Annotated in this window: 13 protein-coding genes; 5 read left to right on the top strand and 8 right to left on the bottom strand. The window is 64.4% G+C overall.

Translation table 11 applies throughout. The features are described from left to right. Positions 1-467: 467 nt before the first annotated feature. The 7 genes from ACVILH_RS14650 to ACVILH_RS14620 all read right to left on the bottom strand — a co-directional run bounded on the left by ACVILH_RS14650 (position 468) and on the right by ACVILH_RS14620 (position 9,752). On the bottom strand, positions 468-4,031 hold the full coding sequence (locus tag ACVILH_RS14650; protein WP_456713524.1) for a PAN domain-containing protein: 3,564 nt from the start codon (positions 4,029-4,031) through the stop codon (positions 468-470). A gap of 719 nt (positions 4,032-4,750) precedes the next feature. Continuing rightward, positions 4,751-5,161 (bottom strand): SRPBCC family protein, encoded by a 411-nt coding sequence (locus ACVILH_RS14645; protein ID WP_456713523.1) that lies wholly within the window; start codon positions 5,159-5,161, stop codon positions 4,751-4,753. 131 nt (positions 5,162-5,292) lie between these two features. Further along, positions 5,293-5,769, bottom strand: coding sequence for a hypothetical protein (locus ACVILH_RS14640; RefSeq protein ID WP_456713522.1), 477 nt, complete (start codon positions 5,767-5,769; stop codon positions 5,293-5,295). 269 nt (positions 5,770-6,038) lie between these two features. Further along, positions 6,039-7,094 (bottom strand): hypothetical protein, encoded by a 1,056-nt coding sequence (locus tag ACVILH_RS14635; RefSeq protein WP_456713521.1) that lies wholly within the window; start codon positions 7,092-7,094, stop codon positions 6,039-6,041. Positions 7,095-7,636: 542 nt separating this feature from the next. Next, positions 7,637-7,885, bottom strand: a complete 249-nt coding sequence (locus ACVILH_RS14630) for a DUF3297 family protein (protein ID WP_008966534.1) — start codon at positions 7,883-7,885, stop codon at positions 7,637-7,639. After that, the gene (locus tag ACVILH_RS14625) at positions 7,882-8,358 is read right to left on the bottom strand and encodes a glutathione peroxidase (protein WP_456713520.1); all 477 of its coding nucleotides are present in this window, start codon (positions 8,356-8,358) and stop codon (positions 7,882-7,884) included. The genes ACVILH_RS14630 and ACVILH_RS14625 overlap by 4 nt, the downstream gene beginning before the upstream one ends. After that, entirely contained in the window at positions 8,358-9,752 is a 1,395-nt protein-coding gene (locus ACVILH_RS14620) for an amidase family protein (protein ID WP_456713519.1), read from the bottom strand. Before ACVILH_RS14620 ends, ACVILH_RS14625 begins: the two co-directional genes overlap by 1 nt. 397 nt (positions 9,753-10,149) lie before the next feature. Here ACVILH_RS14620 and ACVILH_RS14615 point away from each other — a divergent pair, with 397 nt between their 5' ends. Continuing rightward, complete coding sequence (locus tag ACVILH_RS14615) at positions 10,150-11,253, top strand: lactonase family protein (RefSeq protein WP_456713518.1); 1,104 nt, start codon at positions 10,150-10,152, stop codon at positions 11,251-11,253. Between the two features lie 59 nt (positions 11,254-11,312). Then, positions 11,313-11,747, top strand: a complete 435-nt coding sequence (locus tag ACVILH_RS14610; RefSeq protein WP_456713517.1) for a group III truncated hemoglobin — start codon at positions 11,313-11,315, stop codon at positions 11,745-11,747. A 24-nt stretch (positions 11,748-11,771) separates the two neighbouring features. On the opposite strand, the gene ACVILH_RS14605 is transcribed toward ACVILH_RS14610, so the two are convergent. Beyond that, entirely contained in the window at positions 11,772-12,029 is a 258-nt protein-coding gene (locus tag ACVILH_RS14605; RefSeq protein WP_006614239.1) for a DUF6894 family protein, read from the bottom strand. 304 nt (positions 12,030-12,333) lie between these two features. Between ACVILH_RS14605 and pqqA the strand changes: the two genes are divergently transcribed. The 3 genes from pqqA to pqqC all read left to right on the top strand — a co-directional run bounded on the left by pqqA (position 12,334) and on the right by pqqC (position 14,340). Beyond that, positions 12,334-12,414, top strand: a complete 81-nt coding sequence (gene pqqA, locus ACVILH_RS14600) for a pyrroloquinoline quinone precursor peptide PqqA (RefSeq protein WP_012029362.1) — start codon at positions 12,334-12,336, stop codon at positions 12,412-12,414. Between the two features lie 220 nt (positions 12,415-12,634). Continuing rightward, positions 12,635-13,564: a pyrroloquinoline quinone biosynthesis protein PqqB gene (pqqB, locus tag ACVILH_RS14595; protein WP_456713516.1), complete on the top strand. Its 930-nt coding sequence runs from the start codon at positions 12,635-12,637 to the stop codon at positions 13,562-13,564. 20 nt (positions 13,565-13,584) lie between these two features. Continuing rightward, complete coding sequence (pqqC, locus tag ACVILH_RS14590; RefSeq protein WP_456716978.1) at positions 13,585-14,340, top strand: pyrroloquinoline-quinone synthase PqqC; 756 nt, start codon at positions 13,585-13,587, stop codon at positions 14,338-14,340. Positions 14,341-14,488: the final 148 nt, after the last annotated feature.

The raw sequence follows: 14,488 nt of genomic DNA, 5'->3' as shown, positions 1-14,488 counted from the left end.
GGCGCGTGGCGCCCGAGTGCTGCATCGGCATGTCCCTCCGATCCAAGGCAGAGGGCGCAGGGAAGACCGGGTGCTGGCCGCAACCCATGGCCCCCGTGCGTGAGAAAAGGCACGGGGCAGGAACCACAGGTACGACCGGTGCATTCCGGCCTTCCCTGCGCGATGGTTGGAACGGTGTCCTTCGTGCTCTCCCTGGGGATCGGGCTCTTTTGCCCCCATCGCCCGCGCGTGCCGCCAAGCAACAACGCAGACTTGACCTCAGCGTCGAGAGGCCAGGACCACACGACTTCTCCGTCCGCACTGGCGCCGGTCGTCCACCGTTGCCGCTACGGCCACCGCATCCCTGCCCCGACGTTCGTGACGACGCGTACGCCCCTCTGCGATGAGGCAGGATGCGCACAATATTGCTGAATTTCAGAATTTGTCAAGCGACATTTTGGGCCTCGCTCATCGGCCTGCGCCGAACCTCATTTCGCTCCTCCTGTCGCGATCAACTTGGTGTCCAGATTGTCGTCGACCCGCAGCCAACCGGGGCAAGCGTCGCCGGCGCAGGGAGCGCCGGTATATTGCCAGATCCAGCCGTCGCTGTGCTGCTCATAGAGATCGCTGCCGCTCGCCGAGATTGCCTTCGCCTTAGGATTATTGTCGAGCATCTGCCAACCCGGGCAGGATTCGCCCGCACAGGGCGTGCCGGTATAGCGCCAGATTTTGCCGCTGCTGTGGAGCTGATAGAGCCCGTTGGTCGCGGCGACGATGCGGACGGTCTGCTTGTTGTTGTCCAGCATCTGCCAACCCGTGCAGGAATTCCCCGTGCATGGCGTGCCGGTGTAACGCCAGATCCTGCCGGTGTTGTGGAGCTGATAAAGCTCATTTCCGGCCGCCACGATGGCTGCGGTCGCGGTGTTGTCGTCGAGCATCTGCCATCCCGGGCAAGCGTTGCCGCTGCAGGGTGTCCCGGTGTAGCGCCAGATCTTACCGGTGTTATGCAGTTGGTAGAGGTGAGAGCCGGCCGCGACAATGCCGACGGCGGCCGGATTGTCGTCGAGCATCTGCCAGCCCGGACAGTTGTTGCCGCTGCACGGCGTTCCCGTATAGCGCCAGATCTTGCCGCTCTTGTGCAACTGGTACAATGCCCCCGTCCCCGCGGTGATGGCGACCGTCTCGGCATTGTCGTCGAGCATCTGCCACCCAGGACAGCTCGCGCCGGCGCACGGCGTGCCGGAGAAGCGCCAGATCTTGCCGCTGTCGTGCAACTGATAGAGATCGTTGCCTGCTGCGGCAAGCGCGACCGACTCCGCGTTGTCGTCGAGCATTCGCCAGCCCTGGCAGACATCGCCATTGCAGGGCTGACCCAGATAAGTCCAGATCTTGCCGGTCTTGTGGAGCTGATAGAGCACCCCGCCGCTTGCGGCCGTGATGCCAAGGTGGGCGCCGGCTGTGACGGCCTTGTTCGGCACCAGCGGCGGCCCGGCCTTCTTCAGCCAACAATACGGCTTGGGGTCCTGCACGAAGGCCCAGGCCTGACACATGCCGTTCCGCGCGCATTCGCCCTGGCAGAGATAGGGATCGTTGGCGGCGAGATCGAAGCTTGCGAAATCATCGCCGGGCCGGTCGAAGGCGCCCTGCATCGGACCGAGATTGGCGGGATGCAGATCGACCTTGACGCCGGCGACGCAGCACGTGCTGGCCTGCGTCACCGGAATGGCATTCTTCAACCAACAGCGCGGCGATGATCCCTGCGTCGTGTTCGGCTTGACGTAGGTCCAGGCCTTGCAATTCTTGTCATGCGCGCAGCGCTCCTCGCACAGCGTCGGCTCGGGCTGCGGCAGATCGAAATTGCTCAGATCGGCCCCGGGGCGATCGGCGCCGTCCTGCTGCGGACCGATCAGGATTGATGGGTCGGCGTCCACGGTGACCGAATTGTCGGCGCTGCGCCAATGGATGGCGCCGTGCTCGAACAGGTTGAAGCGTCCGCTTCCATCGACCTCGTCGGTCTCGTCGGAGACGGGATAGCCGAGGGCGCTGCGCTCCCATCCGAGCGAGGCCCATTTGTCGCGGATGAGGCCATGCACCTCATGAGCGCCGGTGTTCGCGGTCCAGTAGATCGAGCCATTCTGGAAGTGATTGTATTTGCCGATGCTGTCCGGCGTCAGCTTTTCGTTGTTGACGGGATAGCCGAGAAAGCCCTGCGCGAGTCCTTTCGCCTGCCATTTGCCGAGGATCCCACCATGCACCTCGTGCGCGCAGGTCGCCGCTGTCCAGTAGATCGAGCCTCCCGCGAAATCACGCCGCTTGCCGCCGTCCGGCAAGGCCGTTTCCGCTCCCTTCGGTGCGCCGAGAACGCCCTCCGGACCCGTGTAGTTGTCGTAGAGCTGCGCGATGTTGTAGCAGGGGATCGCCGTCGCGCCCGACTTGGGCCCATAGACGATCAGCTTATTGGCGAAGGTCGGCCGGAAGACCTTGCCGCCCGCAATCGTCGGCGGCGTGAATTTTGAATAAGCCATGTCGTCATCGTCGCGCCACAGCTCCTTCAAGGTCAGCGCGTCGAACGCCACCAGCACGCCCGGCCCGTTCTCCCATTGGCCGTCGACCTTGGGAAACAGCGCCCAGATCACGCCATTGGCGTTGCCGTCGGCCGACAACGACAGCGCGCCCCCTGGCATGCCGTCGGGCGGACGCACGCTGCTGACGGCGGATGCGCTCGTCGACAGGACGCCCGTTCCGGCATTGTAGTCGAACGCGCGAATGAAGTCCTTTTCCGGCATCGCGTAGAGCTTGCCGTTCCAGTAGATCGGCCCGCTGTGCAGATTGGGGCCGGCGAGCTCGCTCTCCTCATAGCGGGGATGCGGCATGTAGCAGACCGAGTGTGTGATGCCGCCGGACATGCAGGTGCGCTGGCTGGGATCATTGTGCCATGTGTTGACGAAAGCCTGGAAGCCGTCTGAGCCCCCGAGGGGGACCGGCCCGGGTGTCGGTCCGTTCTGCGACGGCTGCATCGTGGCCGTGTTCAACACATAGAGCTTGCCCTGCTTGCCGCCGCCGGCCAGACGATTATTGGGCAGCAGCAGAGGACCGCTGGCACCGAGATCGGTGTCGCCGTCGTTGAGCGCAGCCCAATTGCTGACAGTGTAGCTCCCGGCCAGCGACAGGCCGTAGCTCGGCGCCGGCCCCAGCTTGAGCTTGACGAAGCTTTCGCCGAGATCGCCGCCGCCGACGGAGCCGTTGCCGGTCTGGAAATAGATGCCCGCGGCGCCGTCGGCGACGATGCCTTTGCCGGCCGCCCAGATGCCGCCGCCCCAGCCGCTTGGCCCCGTCGTCGAATAGACGCCGGCCTGGGCCAGGTCGGACGCCCGGTAGGCCAGCACCCAACCGTGCCAACCCGGGTTGTCGCAGTTGAGTGCGCTGAATCCCATGATGACGGCGCCGTTCAGCAGCAGCAGGCCGGCGCGGTTGAGCTCCAGGCCCTGATTGAAAACAAGGCCGCCGATGTTGGCCTTCACCTGAACGGCTCCCGGCGTGCCCGCTTTCGCCGCGCCCGTCGTGATGTCAAGTGCATGCAGCCAGATCGTGCCGTCGGATTTGCGGGCGACGAGGTACATGGTGTCGCTCGCACGATCGATGACGGGCGTGCTGGTCACGCCGACCGGCCCGCGGGTTTCGCCGCACATATTGGGCACCGGCCCCGCCGGCTCGATCGTCACGGGATGAGTCCACAACAGGCCATGCGTGGGATCGGGATCGAGATCGTCAGCATCGAAGGCGTAGACGACGTTCTTGCGGCTGACCACGAAGACGACGTTGTGCGATCCCTTGCCGGGGATGGTGAGCCCGCTGACATAGAGCGGCTGCGCGATGATCTGGCCGTCGACCTGGCGCTCGTAGAGCCTGCCGAAGGTCGTCGCCGTGATGTTGCCGGGCTTGAGCGTCGTCTCGTGGGTTTGCGCGCCGGTGCGCGCATTGTCGACATGCTGGGTGAGAACATCGTCCGGTGCCGCATGGGCCGGCCATGAACTCAGCGCCAGGACGCTCAACAGAATTGCGCGTGAGATGGACCGGTAAGCGCCTCTGCGCACCAACCGGACGAAGCAAGCATCAGAGGCGCGCATCATGCGCCGTACCGCCAACGAGACCATCGTTTCCTCCCGCCTTGGTTACGATCCCCGGGCACTCCGCCACCATCCCCACGACGGAGCGGACATCGTCGTGCCCTCCACTTCTCCTCGCCTGACGCATCCCGGCATGATGCGGATCAAATGATAGTTGTTTTCTTATTTTACGACTATTTAAAATTGTATCGCCGGATCAAGCGGCTCACGACGACACAACATCCAGCACCGTCATCCCGGCAAGCGCCGCGATCCCTCCCCATCATGCGTCATTCGGGGGCCTGTCTTCGTTCATCCCCACGTCAATCACGGTCGCAGTGTTGAGATACCGGTTTTCGGGACGACAGCGGCGTCAAACGGCCAAGGTTGCGGTGCGCAACAACGCCGGTGAGACAGTGTGCTCAAGCCACCCACACCGCCGTCATCCCGGCGAACGCCGGAATCCATGACCACAGGGCGTCATTTGAGGCAGGCCAGCCGTTAGATCGTGCCAAGCCACCGCCGCCGCGGCGTAGGGTCCTGGCGTTCGCCGGGACGACGATGAGGCAGGACGCACGCACAACTTCTCATTATCAGAAATTATCAAGACGAATGATTGAGGCGATCACGACGCCCCCATTGGGGACGCCGTGCGCCCAATACGCTCACGACGCCTTCGCCTCGACGTGGCGCTTGAAATTGTCGAGAATGGCCTGCCAGCCTTGCTGTTGCTGCTCTGCCGGGTAGATCGTTTCCGGATCGAAGACAACGCGGACGAGAACGCCCTTCGCGCCGGGCTCGAAATGAACCTCGGCTTTCCGGTCGCCGAACGCGTAGGCGATCAGTCTGTGCTCCACGATCTTGGTGTAAGTCCCGGCGAAGTCAAACCCCATGCTGCCGTCCTTGGCCTCCATCCGCGACGAGAAGTCTCCGCCTTCCCGGAGGTCGACCGTGGCCCTGGTCGTATGCCAGTCGTCCGACGCGGCATTCCATTTCACGATATCGGCCGGCGTCGTATAGGCGCGCCAGACCTGATTGATGGGGGCTGCGACGGTGGTTTCGACGGTGATCCGCATGACAGAGGCTCCAGGTTCGTTCCTGGCTGATTGCAGGTGTGCAGGAGTTGCGCTCGAAGGACGATGGAGACTGGTAGATCCCGACACACGGCAGAACAAATCTTGCCTTCACCAGCGCTACTTCATTTTGTTCAATCAGGAGACCCGTCGAACAAGATCCTGGCGCCGGCCGCCAACAGGATCTGCTTGAACCCGTCGATCCCCGGCGGGATATCCGTAACCTGAAGGATGAGCCTGACATCCCGACCGGCTCTCTCATATCCCCACCATTTCCATTGTCGCTCCCGCATCCTGTCGAGCCACGATCCGAACTCCCACGGCAGGCTTCCCCACTCTTCACGCGGCGTGATCAGCATCAAGGCCTTGCAGGCGTCCAAGGTGAGCATCGACGAAATCAACCAATCAGGGAGCCTCAGCCGCCAGTCGTCATCCGCAGCCCAGCTATCAGAATCGAAACTGATGATCTCTCCAACGACCTCGATTATTCTTCCCCACACCAGATCCGGTTGATCTCCGAGATCGATGCGGAATTCCCATCGGACGTCTGGAACTTGACCATCTAAGCCCGCGGGCTGCTTGAACCGTTGGATTTCGGCAACGTCTGGCACTCTTCCGACCTTCACTGCCTGCGCCTCGGTGACTGGACAGGATATTCGCGCTCCAGCCTTTTCGCTGTCGATGACTATTTTCGTGCACAGCCGCCGCGATCCGCAAAATTCGAAATAGATACGGAGTCGTAGCCCGGATGAGCGCCAGCCGACGCCCGGAGGGCGGAGACGTGAGCGACATCCGGGTTCTCACGAGCCGTCGCGGGTGAACCCGGATGTCGCTGACGCCGAGGCGGAAGACGCGTCGGCTGGCGCTCATCCGCGCTACTTCAGGCAGCGGCCTGCGGCGGCCGCAACCGCAGCACCGCCGCCGGCAGATGGGCCGCCAGCCAGTCCGCAATCACCTGCTGCTTCCGGTGATACGCCAGCCCGGCGGCCACCACCGCGACGCCGATCAGCGACAGCGCGAACGGGAAGAGCAGCGAGTCCTTGAAGACGACGTCGGCGAGATGGCCGAGATACATCGTGATGCCCACGGCGCCGAACACGGCGTAGGCGCGGCGGACGATGATGACGGCAATCGCGAGCAGGCCGACATTCATCAGGCAGTAGATCGCCTTGCCGAGCTCGGTCGCGTCGTCCGTGGCGCTGATGCCGCCCCAGAAGGCCATCAGGCCGAACAGATGCAGCCAGAAGCCGAAGTCGCGGTTGTCGCTGGTGTAGTCGACGATCCAGGCCAGGCTGAGCATGCCCAAGCCGAACCAGATCGAGACGATGCGGCGCATCTCCCAATCGATGTGGCTGACATGGAAGATCCAGGGCGTGAGGTCCATCGACATGAACCACAGCGCCACCGAGATGACCGCATAGATGAAGGGCACGCGGTAGAAGCGCAGCGCGAGGCTGCCTGCCGCAACGGTGGCGAGCTCCATGAACAGCCAGCTGCCCTTGATCCAGACATAGAAGTCCTGGACCGTGCCGGGCTTGCCGAACCTGCCCCACCAGCCGAGCTCGGCCTGGATGCCATAGACAGCGAGCGGCGCCATGGAGACGGCGATGGCGATCAAGAGGCCGCCCGGGACGCGCAGGCTGCGGCGCCAGAGGTGGTCGCCGGCGAAGCCGAAGGCCACGGCATAAGCGAGCGCGCAGGCGGTCAAAGCGCGGCCGCCCATTTGCGAGAACGCCACCGTCGTGAACAGGCCCATGGCGCCGATCACGATCAGCGCACCGGCGTACCAGAGGAGGTGTGCGGCATCGAATTTGGCGCGGGGCATGTCGGTGGAGGGGGCGCGCTGGTGCAGATAGGCGAGCAGGCGCTGCAGCTCGTCGGGGCTGATGGCGCCCGCGCCGGCGGCGGCGCGGAGGTCGGTTTCGGAATAGGACATGGTCGTTACCTCAGGTGGTCCGCCGGAGGGCATGCGAGTCCCCTCGCGCAAACGCTGCTCGCGTTGCGCGTTATGGGCCGACACAGGCGGGGCAGATGAGGGTGAGTGTAGCCGAACGTGAGCGGCGTTCAACAAATATTTTGAGCGGCGCTCAAATATTTCGTTCGCCATCCTCTCTTCCGCCGTCGTCTTGGCGAACGCCGGGATCCATAACCACAGGGAGACGTGTGAGGCAGGCTCGTCGTGAGACCGCGCCAGGCCACGACCGCCGCGGAGTATGGGTCCCGGGTCAAGCCCGGGACGACACCGGTGGAGACGATATGGCTGAGTTCGTAACAGCCATCGTAAATGTTGCGGGAACTATCCCCCTGCCGCTACCGACGACAGCGAGGGGTGGACCCGCTCTCTCCACGTCATTGCGAGCGAAGCGAAGCAATCCAGAGTCCTTGCTCGGCCCTGGATCGCGTCGCTTCGCTCGCGATGACGGAGAGCCCGGAGTGGCAGACCGCTGACGCATTCGGCAAGGGCAGCGTCCCCTACCCTCAATCCTTGAAATAGGGCTCCACCGGGCCGTGCACCTTGATCGTCAGCGGGTTGCCGTGGCGATCCCTCGCGGTGCCGGCGGCGACGCGGATCCAGCCTTCGCTGATGCAGTATTCCTCGACATTGGTCTTCTCGGCGCCCTTGAAGCGGATGCCGACGTCGCGCGACAGGATTTCCGCGTTGTAATAGGGGCTCTTCGGATCGACCGAAAGGCGGTCGGGGAAGGTGAAGGTCTCGTTGTCGCTCACAGCAGTGCCTCGATCTCTTTCTTCAACGCCTCGGGCGTGGTGGTCGGCGCATGGCGCGACACCACGCGGCCAGAGCGATCGACCAGGAATTTGGTGAAATTCCATTTGATCGCCGAGCTCAACAGGCCGGTCTTCTCGCCCTTCAGGAACGTGTACAGCGGATGCGCCTCTGCGCCGTTGACGTCGATCTTCGCGAACAGCGGGAAGGTGACATCGTACTTCGACGAGCAGAACGCGCCGATCTCCTCGGCTGTGCCGGGCTCCTGGGCGCCGAACTGGTTACAGGGAAAACCGAGCACGGCAAAGCCCCTGGCGGCGTAGGCGCGGTGCAGCGCCTCGAGCCCGCGATATTGCGGCGTGAAACCGCAGGCACTCGCCGTGTTGACGATCAGGAGCACCTGGCCCTCGAAGCGCTTCAGCGGCACCTCCTCGCCGGTGAGCGAACTGGCCGTGAAATCGTAGATCGCGGCCATCAGCCCAGCACCGGATCGATCGGCGACGGCGGCACACCGCCGGCCTCGATGGCCTCGCCCGCGGCGAGGCACATGTCCTCGCGAAAGCGCTGGCCGACGAGCTGCACGCCGACGGGGACACGGCCGACCATGCCGGTGGAGACCACGAGGCCCGGCAGGCCGAAGAACGGAATCGCGATCTGCGTCAGCTGGGCGTGCCAGACCTGCTTGAACGAGTCCTCGTCCTTGCGGTCGAGCTGGTCGGCGAACGGCAGCATGCCGGAGACGGGCATGAGCAGCAGCGGATGCTGCTCCATGAACAGGAGCCACTGGCGGGTCAGCGCGGCGCGACGTGCGAGCGTCGCCGAGAGGTCGAACGGATGCACCTTGTCACGGTTGCCGCGCAGGCAGGCGAGCGCGCCGGGGTCGCCCTCCTTCTCGGCGGCCGCGAGCTGCGCCTCATAGCCGTCGCCGAGCCACAGCCGCGTCTGCAGCAGCGCGGCCTCCTGCATCGGCGGGGTGTCCTGGATCTCCTCGACGGTCCAGCCGGCGGCCTCGAGCCGCCTGGCGGCGTCGCGCAGCGCGGCGACCACCTCGGGCACCGGGTTCAGGCCGTCGGGATTGACGCAGAGCGTGACGCGTTTGGGCAAGGGAGGACCTTCCAGCGGCACCGGCATCCACCAGATGTCGCGGACGTCGCGCGCCGACATCGCCGCCAGCGCGATCCTGACGTCGTTGACCGTCCGGGCGAGCGGGCCGGAGACGGCGCTGATCTGCGGGCCGATCGGACGCTCCGGCAGGCAGGTGTTGAAGGCGGGGATGCGGCCGACGGTCGGGCGCAGGCCGTGGATGCCGCAGGCATAGGCGGGATAGCGGACGGAGCCGGCGATATCAGTGCCATGGCCGATATGGCCGATGCCGGCCGCAGTCGCCGAGCCGGCGCCGCCGGAGGAGCCGCCCGGGGTGATGCCGGGGTCGCGCGGGTTCTTGGTGTGGCCGTGGATGAGGTTGCTGGTGAACCAGCGATAGGACACCGCCGGCGTGTTGGTGCGGCCGAGCAGCACGGCGCCGGCCTTGACGAAATTGTTGACGACCGGATTGTGCGCCGAGGCGATCGCGTCCTTCTGCAGATTGAGGCCGTTGGTGGTGGCGTAGCCGGTCTGGTCGACATTGACCTTGATCGTGACGGGCACGCCGGCGAGCGGGCCCGGATCCTCGCCGCGCGCGAGTCTCGCGTCGATGGCGTCGGCCTGCTGCAGGACGTCCTCGGGGCGGTGGTCGATCACGGCGTTGATCGCCGGGTTGACGGCGTCGAGCCGGGCCAGCGCTGACGTCGCGGCGTCCCTGGCAGAGACCTGTTTCGACTTGATGAGGGCGGCGAGATCGGCAGCCGGAAGGCGCCAGAGATCGGTCATGAGGAGCTCCGTGGTGGTCCCGCGTTCTTAGCGCGGCGGACAAAGCGGAGAAAGCGGTCTGGGCGCGGCCCAACGAAATGGTCCATCAGCAAAGCGCATGGGTCTTGTTGCGCCCCGCCCTTTCCTCCTCATCATGGCCGGGCTTGTCCCGGCCATCCACGTCGTTCGGCACCCGTGGATGGACGTGGATGCCCGGGACAAGCCCGGGCATGACGGAGAAACAAACTGGCCTCGCGAGGTGTGGCGAGGAGCCGTCGCCGACGACGGACTGACTGCCCGATCGACAGCGCGGATCGATCAATACCCGTCCTGCATCGATCGATCCGGAAACAGGCTTGGTCAAGCCTGGCAAACGACTTTAAGAGCTGAAGCAACAACATCACAAAGGGGGAAACACATGATCAGATCGGGCACCATCATGGCCGCAACATTCGTCCTCGCAGCCGCAGCAACGCTGGCGCCGCGCGTAAGCCACGCCGAGACCTACGCCTATGTCGGCAATGCCGACAGCAACGACATCAGCGTGTTCAAGTTCGACGCCACGACCGGCGAGATGAGCCCGGTGCAGACGGCGGCGTTCACAGGCGTCGAGAAGCCGGGCTCGTCGACTCCGCTTGCGGTCAGCCCGGACAAGAAGGTTTTGATCGCCGGTGTGCGGTCGCAGCCGTTCCAGGCGGAGAGCTTTGCGATCGACGCCAAGACCGGCCAGCTCACCCACATCGGCAACGGACCGCTCGCCGACAGCATGGCCAACATCGCCTTCGACCGCACCGGCAAGGTGCTGTTCAGCGCCTCTTATGGCGGCAACAAGGTGGCGGTGAACCCGGTGCAGGCGAACGGCGTCGTCGCAGCTTCAAGCCAGGTGATCCCGACCGGGCTGAACGCGCACGCCTTCCTGCCTTCGCCCGACAACCGCTTCGTGTTCGCGACCAATCTCGGCTCCGACCAGGTGCTCGGCTTCGCCTTCGATGCGGCCACGGGCACGCTGACCGCGCAGGACAAGCTGACGGTGAAGACGCCGGAGAAATCAGGCCCGCGGCACTTCATCTTTCACCCGAACGGCAAGTTCATCTACCTCTTGCACGAGCTCAACGCCGATCTTGCTGTTTATGCCTATGACGCCGACAAGGGCATTTGGACCGAGCAGCAGCGTATCACCACCCTGCCCCCGGGCTTCACCGGCAAGCCCTGGGCGGCCGATCTTCATGCGACGCCTGATGGGACATTCCTCTACACGTCAGAGCGCGGCTCCAACACCTTGGCCGCGTTCAAGATCGATCCGGTCAGCGGGCGCGTGACGCTGGTCGGCAGCGTGCCGACCGAGACCCAGCCGCGCGGCTTCGCTATCGATCCGGCGGGGCGCTATCTCGCCGCCGTCGGCGAGGTGTCAAACGGCATGACGGTCTACAAGATCGATCCGGCCCGCGGCGCGCTGGAGAAGGTGAAGTCGTATGCGGTGGGCAAGAAGCCGAACTGGGTCGAGTTCGTCAGCCTGCCGTGAGCGGGGGATGAGTGCGGCGCGGCATTTTCATCGGTGCGATCAGTGCCTATATGCATCGCATGAGCATGCCCGCCGCCCAGCCTGACCGTCATCCCCTCGCGGTTCAACATCCGGAACTCGACGACGCCGCGATCCGCCGGCTGGTCGAAACCTTCTACGGACGTGCGCGCGCGGACGAGCTGATCGGGCCGATCTTCAACCGCACGGTCGAGGATTGGGACGAGCACATCGGCAAGATCAGCGATTTCTGGTCGTCGATGTTCCTGAAGACCGGGCGCTACAATGGCGCGCCGATGCGGCCGCATCTGATGCTGGAGCTGCGCGGCCCGCATTTCGACCGCTGGCTGCAACTGTTCGAGGCGACGGCGACGGATCTGTTCCCGCAGGAGCTCGCGGAGATCTTCATCATCCGCGCGCGGCGCATTGCGGATAGTTTCGAGATGGGAATCGCCAGCACCCGCGGCGAGCTGGTCCGGCCCCGCCACTCCATCTGAGTCCGCGCTCGATCCAGTATACGCTCAGTGTCGCGTCATCGACTGCGCGGTCATGTTGAAGATCGCCTCGGAGAACGGAAACTCCAGCACGATCTCGCCGTCCTCGTCGGTGACCTCGATGACGGCCGTCATCAGCGCCGCATTGCCACCTTCGGTGCGCAGCAGCTCCTTGATCATGTCGCGCGCGACTTCCCAGGCGCGGTCGGGATTGCGCAGCACCTCGCCGTCGGTGTCGGAGACCAGCTCCTCGCCGATCCGTGTGTTGAAGAAATATCTTGGCATCGTCAGTTTCCAATGGGGTCGCGCGCGGGGGTTTTGAAGGCTCGAGCGTCTCACAACTGCTTTATCCAGCCCATTCCACCCCAGGAATAAGGGCGGAACAGAACGGCCATGCGAAGCCATCGATCACGAATTCGTTGTTTTCGCGGCTCGATCCGGCGAAAACGACAGCAACTCGCGCCTGCGGCTTCGCACTGCAATAAACAGGCCTGAGAGGCTCAAACAAAAAGATTCCACTGGCGAACTTTTCGTAGAACGGTAGTTTAATTCCGAGGACGATAACCGTCCCATCGCGAAGGAGAGGACAATGGCCTGGAAAGCTCCGAAGATTGTTGAAGTGCCGGTCGGCATGGAAATCAACATGTATGCCTGCGCCGCCCGCAAATAATTGGCGGGTGTGACGTCCAGGTCCCGATGGGATCGGGATGTCGACGCTTGAGGGTGGGGATCTGTGATCGCGTATGTGCCAGCCCGTATGCGGGTCCGATGTCCCACCCTCGTCGCTGTCCTGACCTCCGGTCATCCTGATCTCAGATCATTCTGACCCCAGGTCATCCTGCCGCCGGTAATCGCGTGCGCCACCACAGCTGAATTCCAGGAGACGGCTCATGCTTCGCCTCGTCGTCCTGGGCGCCGCCGCGGGCGGCGGAGTCCCGCAGTGGAATTGCGGCTGCGCCGTGTGTCGTGCCGCGCGCACTGACCATCCCGAGATCCGCAACAGCCAGGCTTCGGTCGCCGTCAGCGCCGACGGCGCCAACTGGTTCCTGATCAACGCCTCGCCCGACCTGCGTCAGCAGGTCACCGCGACGCCGCAATTGCATCCGAAGCCCGGTGCCCTGCGCCACAGCCCGATCGCCGGCGTGATCCTGACCAATGGCGAGATCGACGCGATCACCGGGCTCTTGTCGATGCGCGAGAGCTCGCCTTTTTCGATCCATGGGCACCCGAAGGTGCTTGCGATCCTCAAGTCCAACAACATCTTCGATGTGCTGAAGGAGGAGAACGTCAAGCGCGTGCCGATCGTGATCGACGTGCCGTTCCGCCCGCTGCTGCAGGACGGCGCGCCGTCGGGGCTCGAGATCACGGCGTTCGCGGTGTCCGGCACCAGCGCCTGGTATCTCCGCGACAAGCAGCATCCCGGCGGCAGCGCCTCGACCGGCGATACGCTCGGCTTGAAGATCGAGGACATCGAGACCGGGCAATATGCCTACGTCATCGCCGCCTGCGCCGATGTCGACCACGAGCTGAGACTAAGATTGAAAGGCGCGCCGCTGGTGCTGTTCGACGGCACGGTGTGGCGCGACGACGAGATGATCCAGGCCGGACTCGGCAACAAGACCGGGCAGAGCATGGGCCATATCGCGATGTCCGGAGAAAGCGGCGCAATCAAGCAGCTGGCGGACCTCGGGATCGGTAGGAAGATCTTCCTGCACATCAACAACTCCAATCCGGCGTGGCTGCACGCCTCACCCGAGCGGCAAACGTTGGAGCGCGAGGGATGGGAAATCCCCGCTGAAGGGATGGAGATCGTACTGTGAGTGAGGTCAATCTGAGCGGAATGACGGCGCTGTCGATCGGACGCGGCGTCACGCTGAACAATGCTGGGGAATTGGAAGCGGCGCTGCGCCACATTGGCGCCACGCGCTATCACAACCATCACCCGTTCCATAAGCTCTTGCACAGCGGCAAGCTCAACAAGGGCCAGGTGCAGGCCTGGGCGCTGAACCGCTACTACTACCAGTCGACGATCCCGCTGAAGGACGCGATGGTGATGACCCGCTTCCGCGATCGCGCCACGCGGCTGGAATGGCGGCACCGCATCGAGGATCATGACGGCGATGTCGGCAGCGAGGGCGGCATCGAGCGCTGGCTGAAGCTGACAGAGGGCCTCGGGCTCGACACGGCCTATGTGGAGTCCACGGAGGGCATCCTGCCGGCAACGCGCTTCGCGGTCGAAGCCTATGTGCATTTCTGCCGCGACCGCTCGCCGCTCGAGGCGATCGCCTCGTCGCTGACCGAGCTGTTCGCGCCCGGGATTCACGAGGAGCGCATCTCAGGAATGCTGGAGCACTATGACTTCGTCAACAACGACACAATGAGCTACTTCAAGCGCCGGCTCACCCAGGCGCCGCGCGACGCCAACTTCGCGCTGCATTACGTCAAGGAGCACGCGACGACGCCCGAGCAGCGCGCCGCGGTGTGCAATGCGCTGATCTTCAAGACCAACGTGCTGTGGGTGCAGCTCGACGCGCTGTATCACGCGTATGTCGAGGGCCACATTCCGCCCGGCGCGTTCGTGCCGAAGGAGGGATGAACGTGATCTTCGCGGTTCTCTCAGCCACACCGGTGCCACCCTCCCCTGGAGGAGGAGGGTCGGCTCGCGCGAAGCGCGAGGCGGGGTGGGGTGAAGCCACCAACCGCGGTGCACGTGGAGAGAGCACCCCACCCCGTTGCGCATCGCG

It is taken from the genome of Bradyrhizobium sp. USDA 4353, from assembly GCF_054063215.1.
This window is presented reverse-complemented; position numbering and strand designations above follow the sequence as displayed.

What these genes read in the sequence shown, in the direction of transcription:
- ACVILH_RS14620 (WP_456713519.1), bottom strand. Translation starts at nt 9,752, where the DNA reads ATGACCGATCTCTGGCGCCTTCCGGCTGCCGATCTCGCCGCCCTCATC.
- ACVILH_RS14610 (WP_456713517.1), top strand. Translation starts at nt 11,313, where the DNA reads ATGAGCATGCCCGCCGCCCAGCCTGACCGTCATCCCCTCGCGGTTCAA.
- pqqB (WP_456713516.1), top strand. Translation starts at nt 12,635, where the DNA reads ATGCTTCGCCTCGTCGTCCTGGGCGCCGCCGCGGGCGGCGGAGTCCCG.
- ACVILH_RS14625 (WP_456713520.1), bottom strand. Translation starts at nt 8,358, where the DNA reads ATGGCCGCGATCTACGATTTCACGGCCAGTTCGCTCACCGGCGAGGAG.
- ACVILH_RS14615 (WP_456713518.1), top strand. Translation starts at nt 10,150, where the DNA reads ATGATCAGATCGGGCACCATCATGGCCGCAACATTCGTCCTCGCAGCC.
- ACVILH_RS14605 (WP_006614239.1), bottom strand. Translation starts at nt 12,029, where the DNA reads ATGCCAAGATATTTCTTCAACACACGGATCGGCGAGGAGCTGGTCTCC.
- ACVILH_RS14635 (WP_456713521.1), bottom strand. Translation starts at nt 7,094, where the DNA reads ATGTCCTATTCCGAAACCGACCTCCGCGCCGCCGCCGGCGCGGGCGCC.
- pqqA (WP_012029362.1), top strand. Translation starts at nt 12,334, where the DNA reads ATGGCCTGGAAAGCTCCGAAGATTGTTGAAGTGCCGGTCGGCATGGAA.
- pqqC (WP_456716978.1), top strand. Translation starts at nt 13,585, where the DNA reads ATGACGGCGCTGTCGATCGGACGCGGCGTCACGCTGAACAATGCTGGG.
- ACVILH_RS14645 (WP_456713523.1), bottom strand. Translation starts at nt 5,161, where the DNA reads ATGCGGATCACCGTCGAAACCACCGTCGCAGCCCCCATCAATCAGGTC.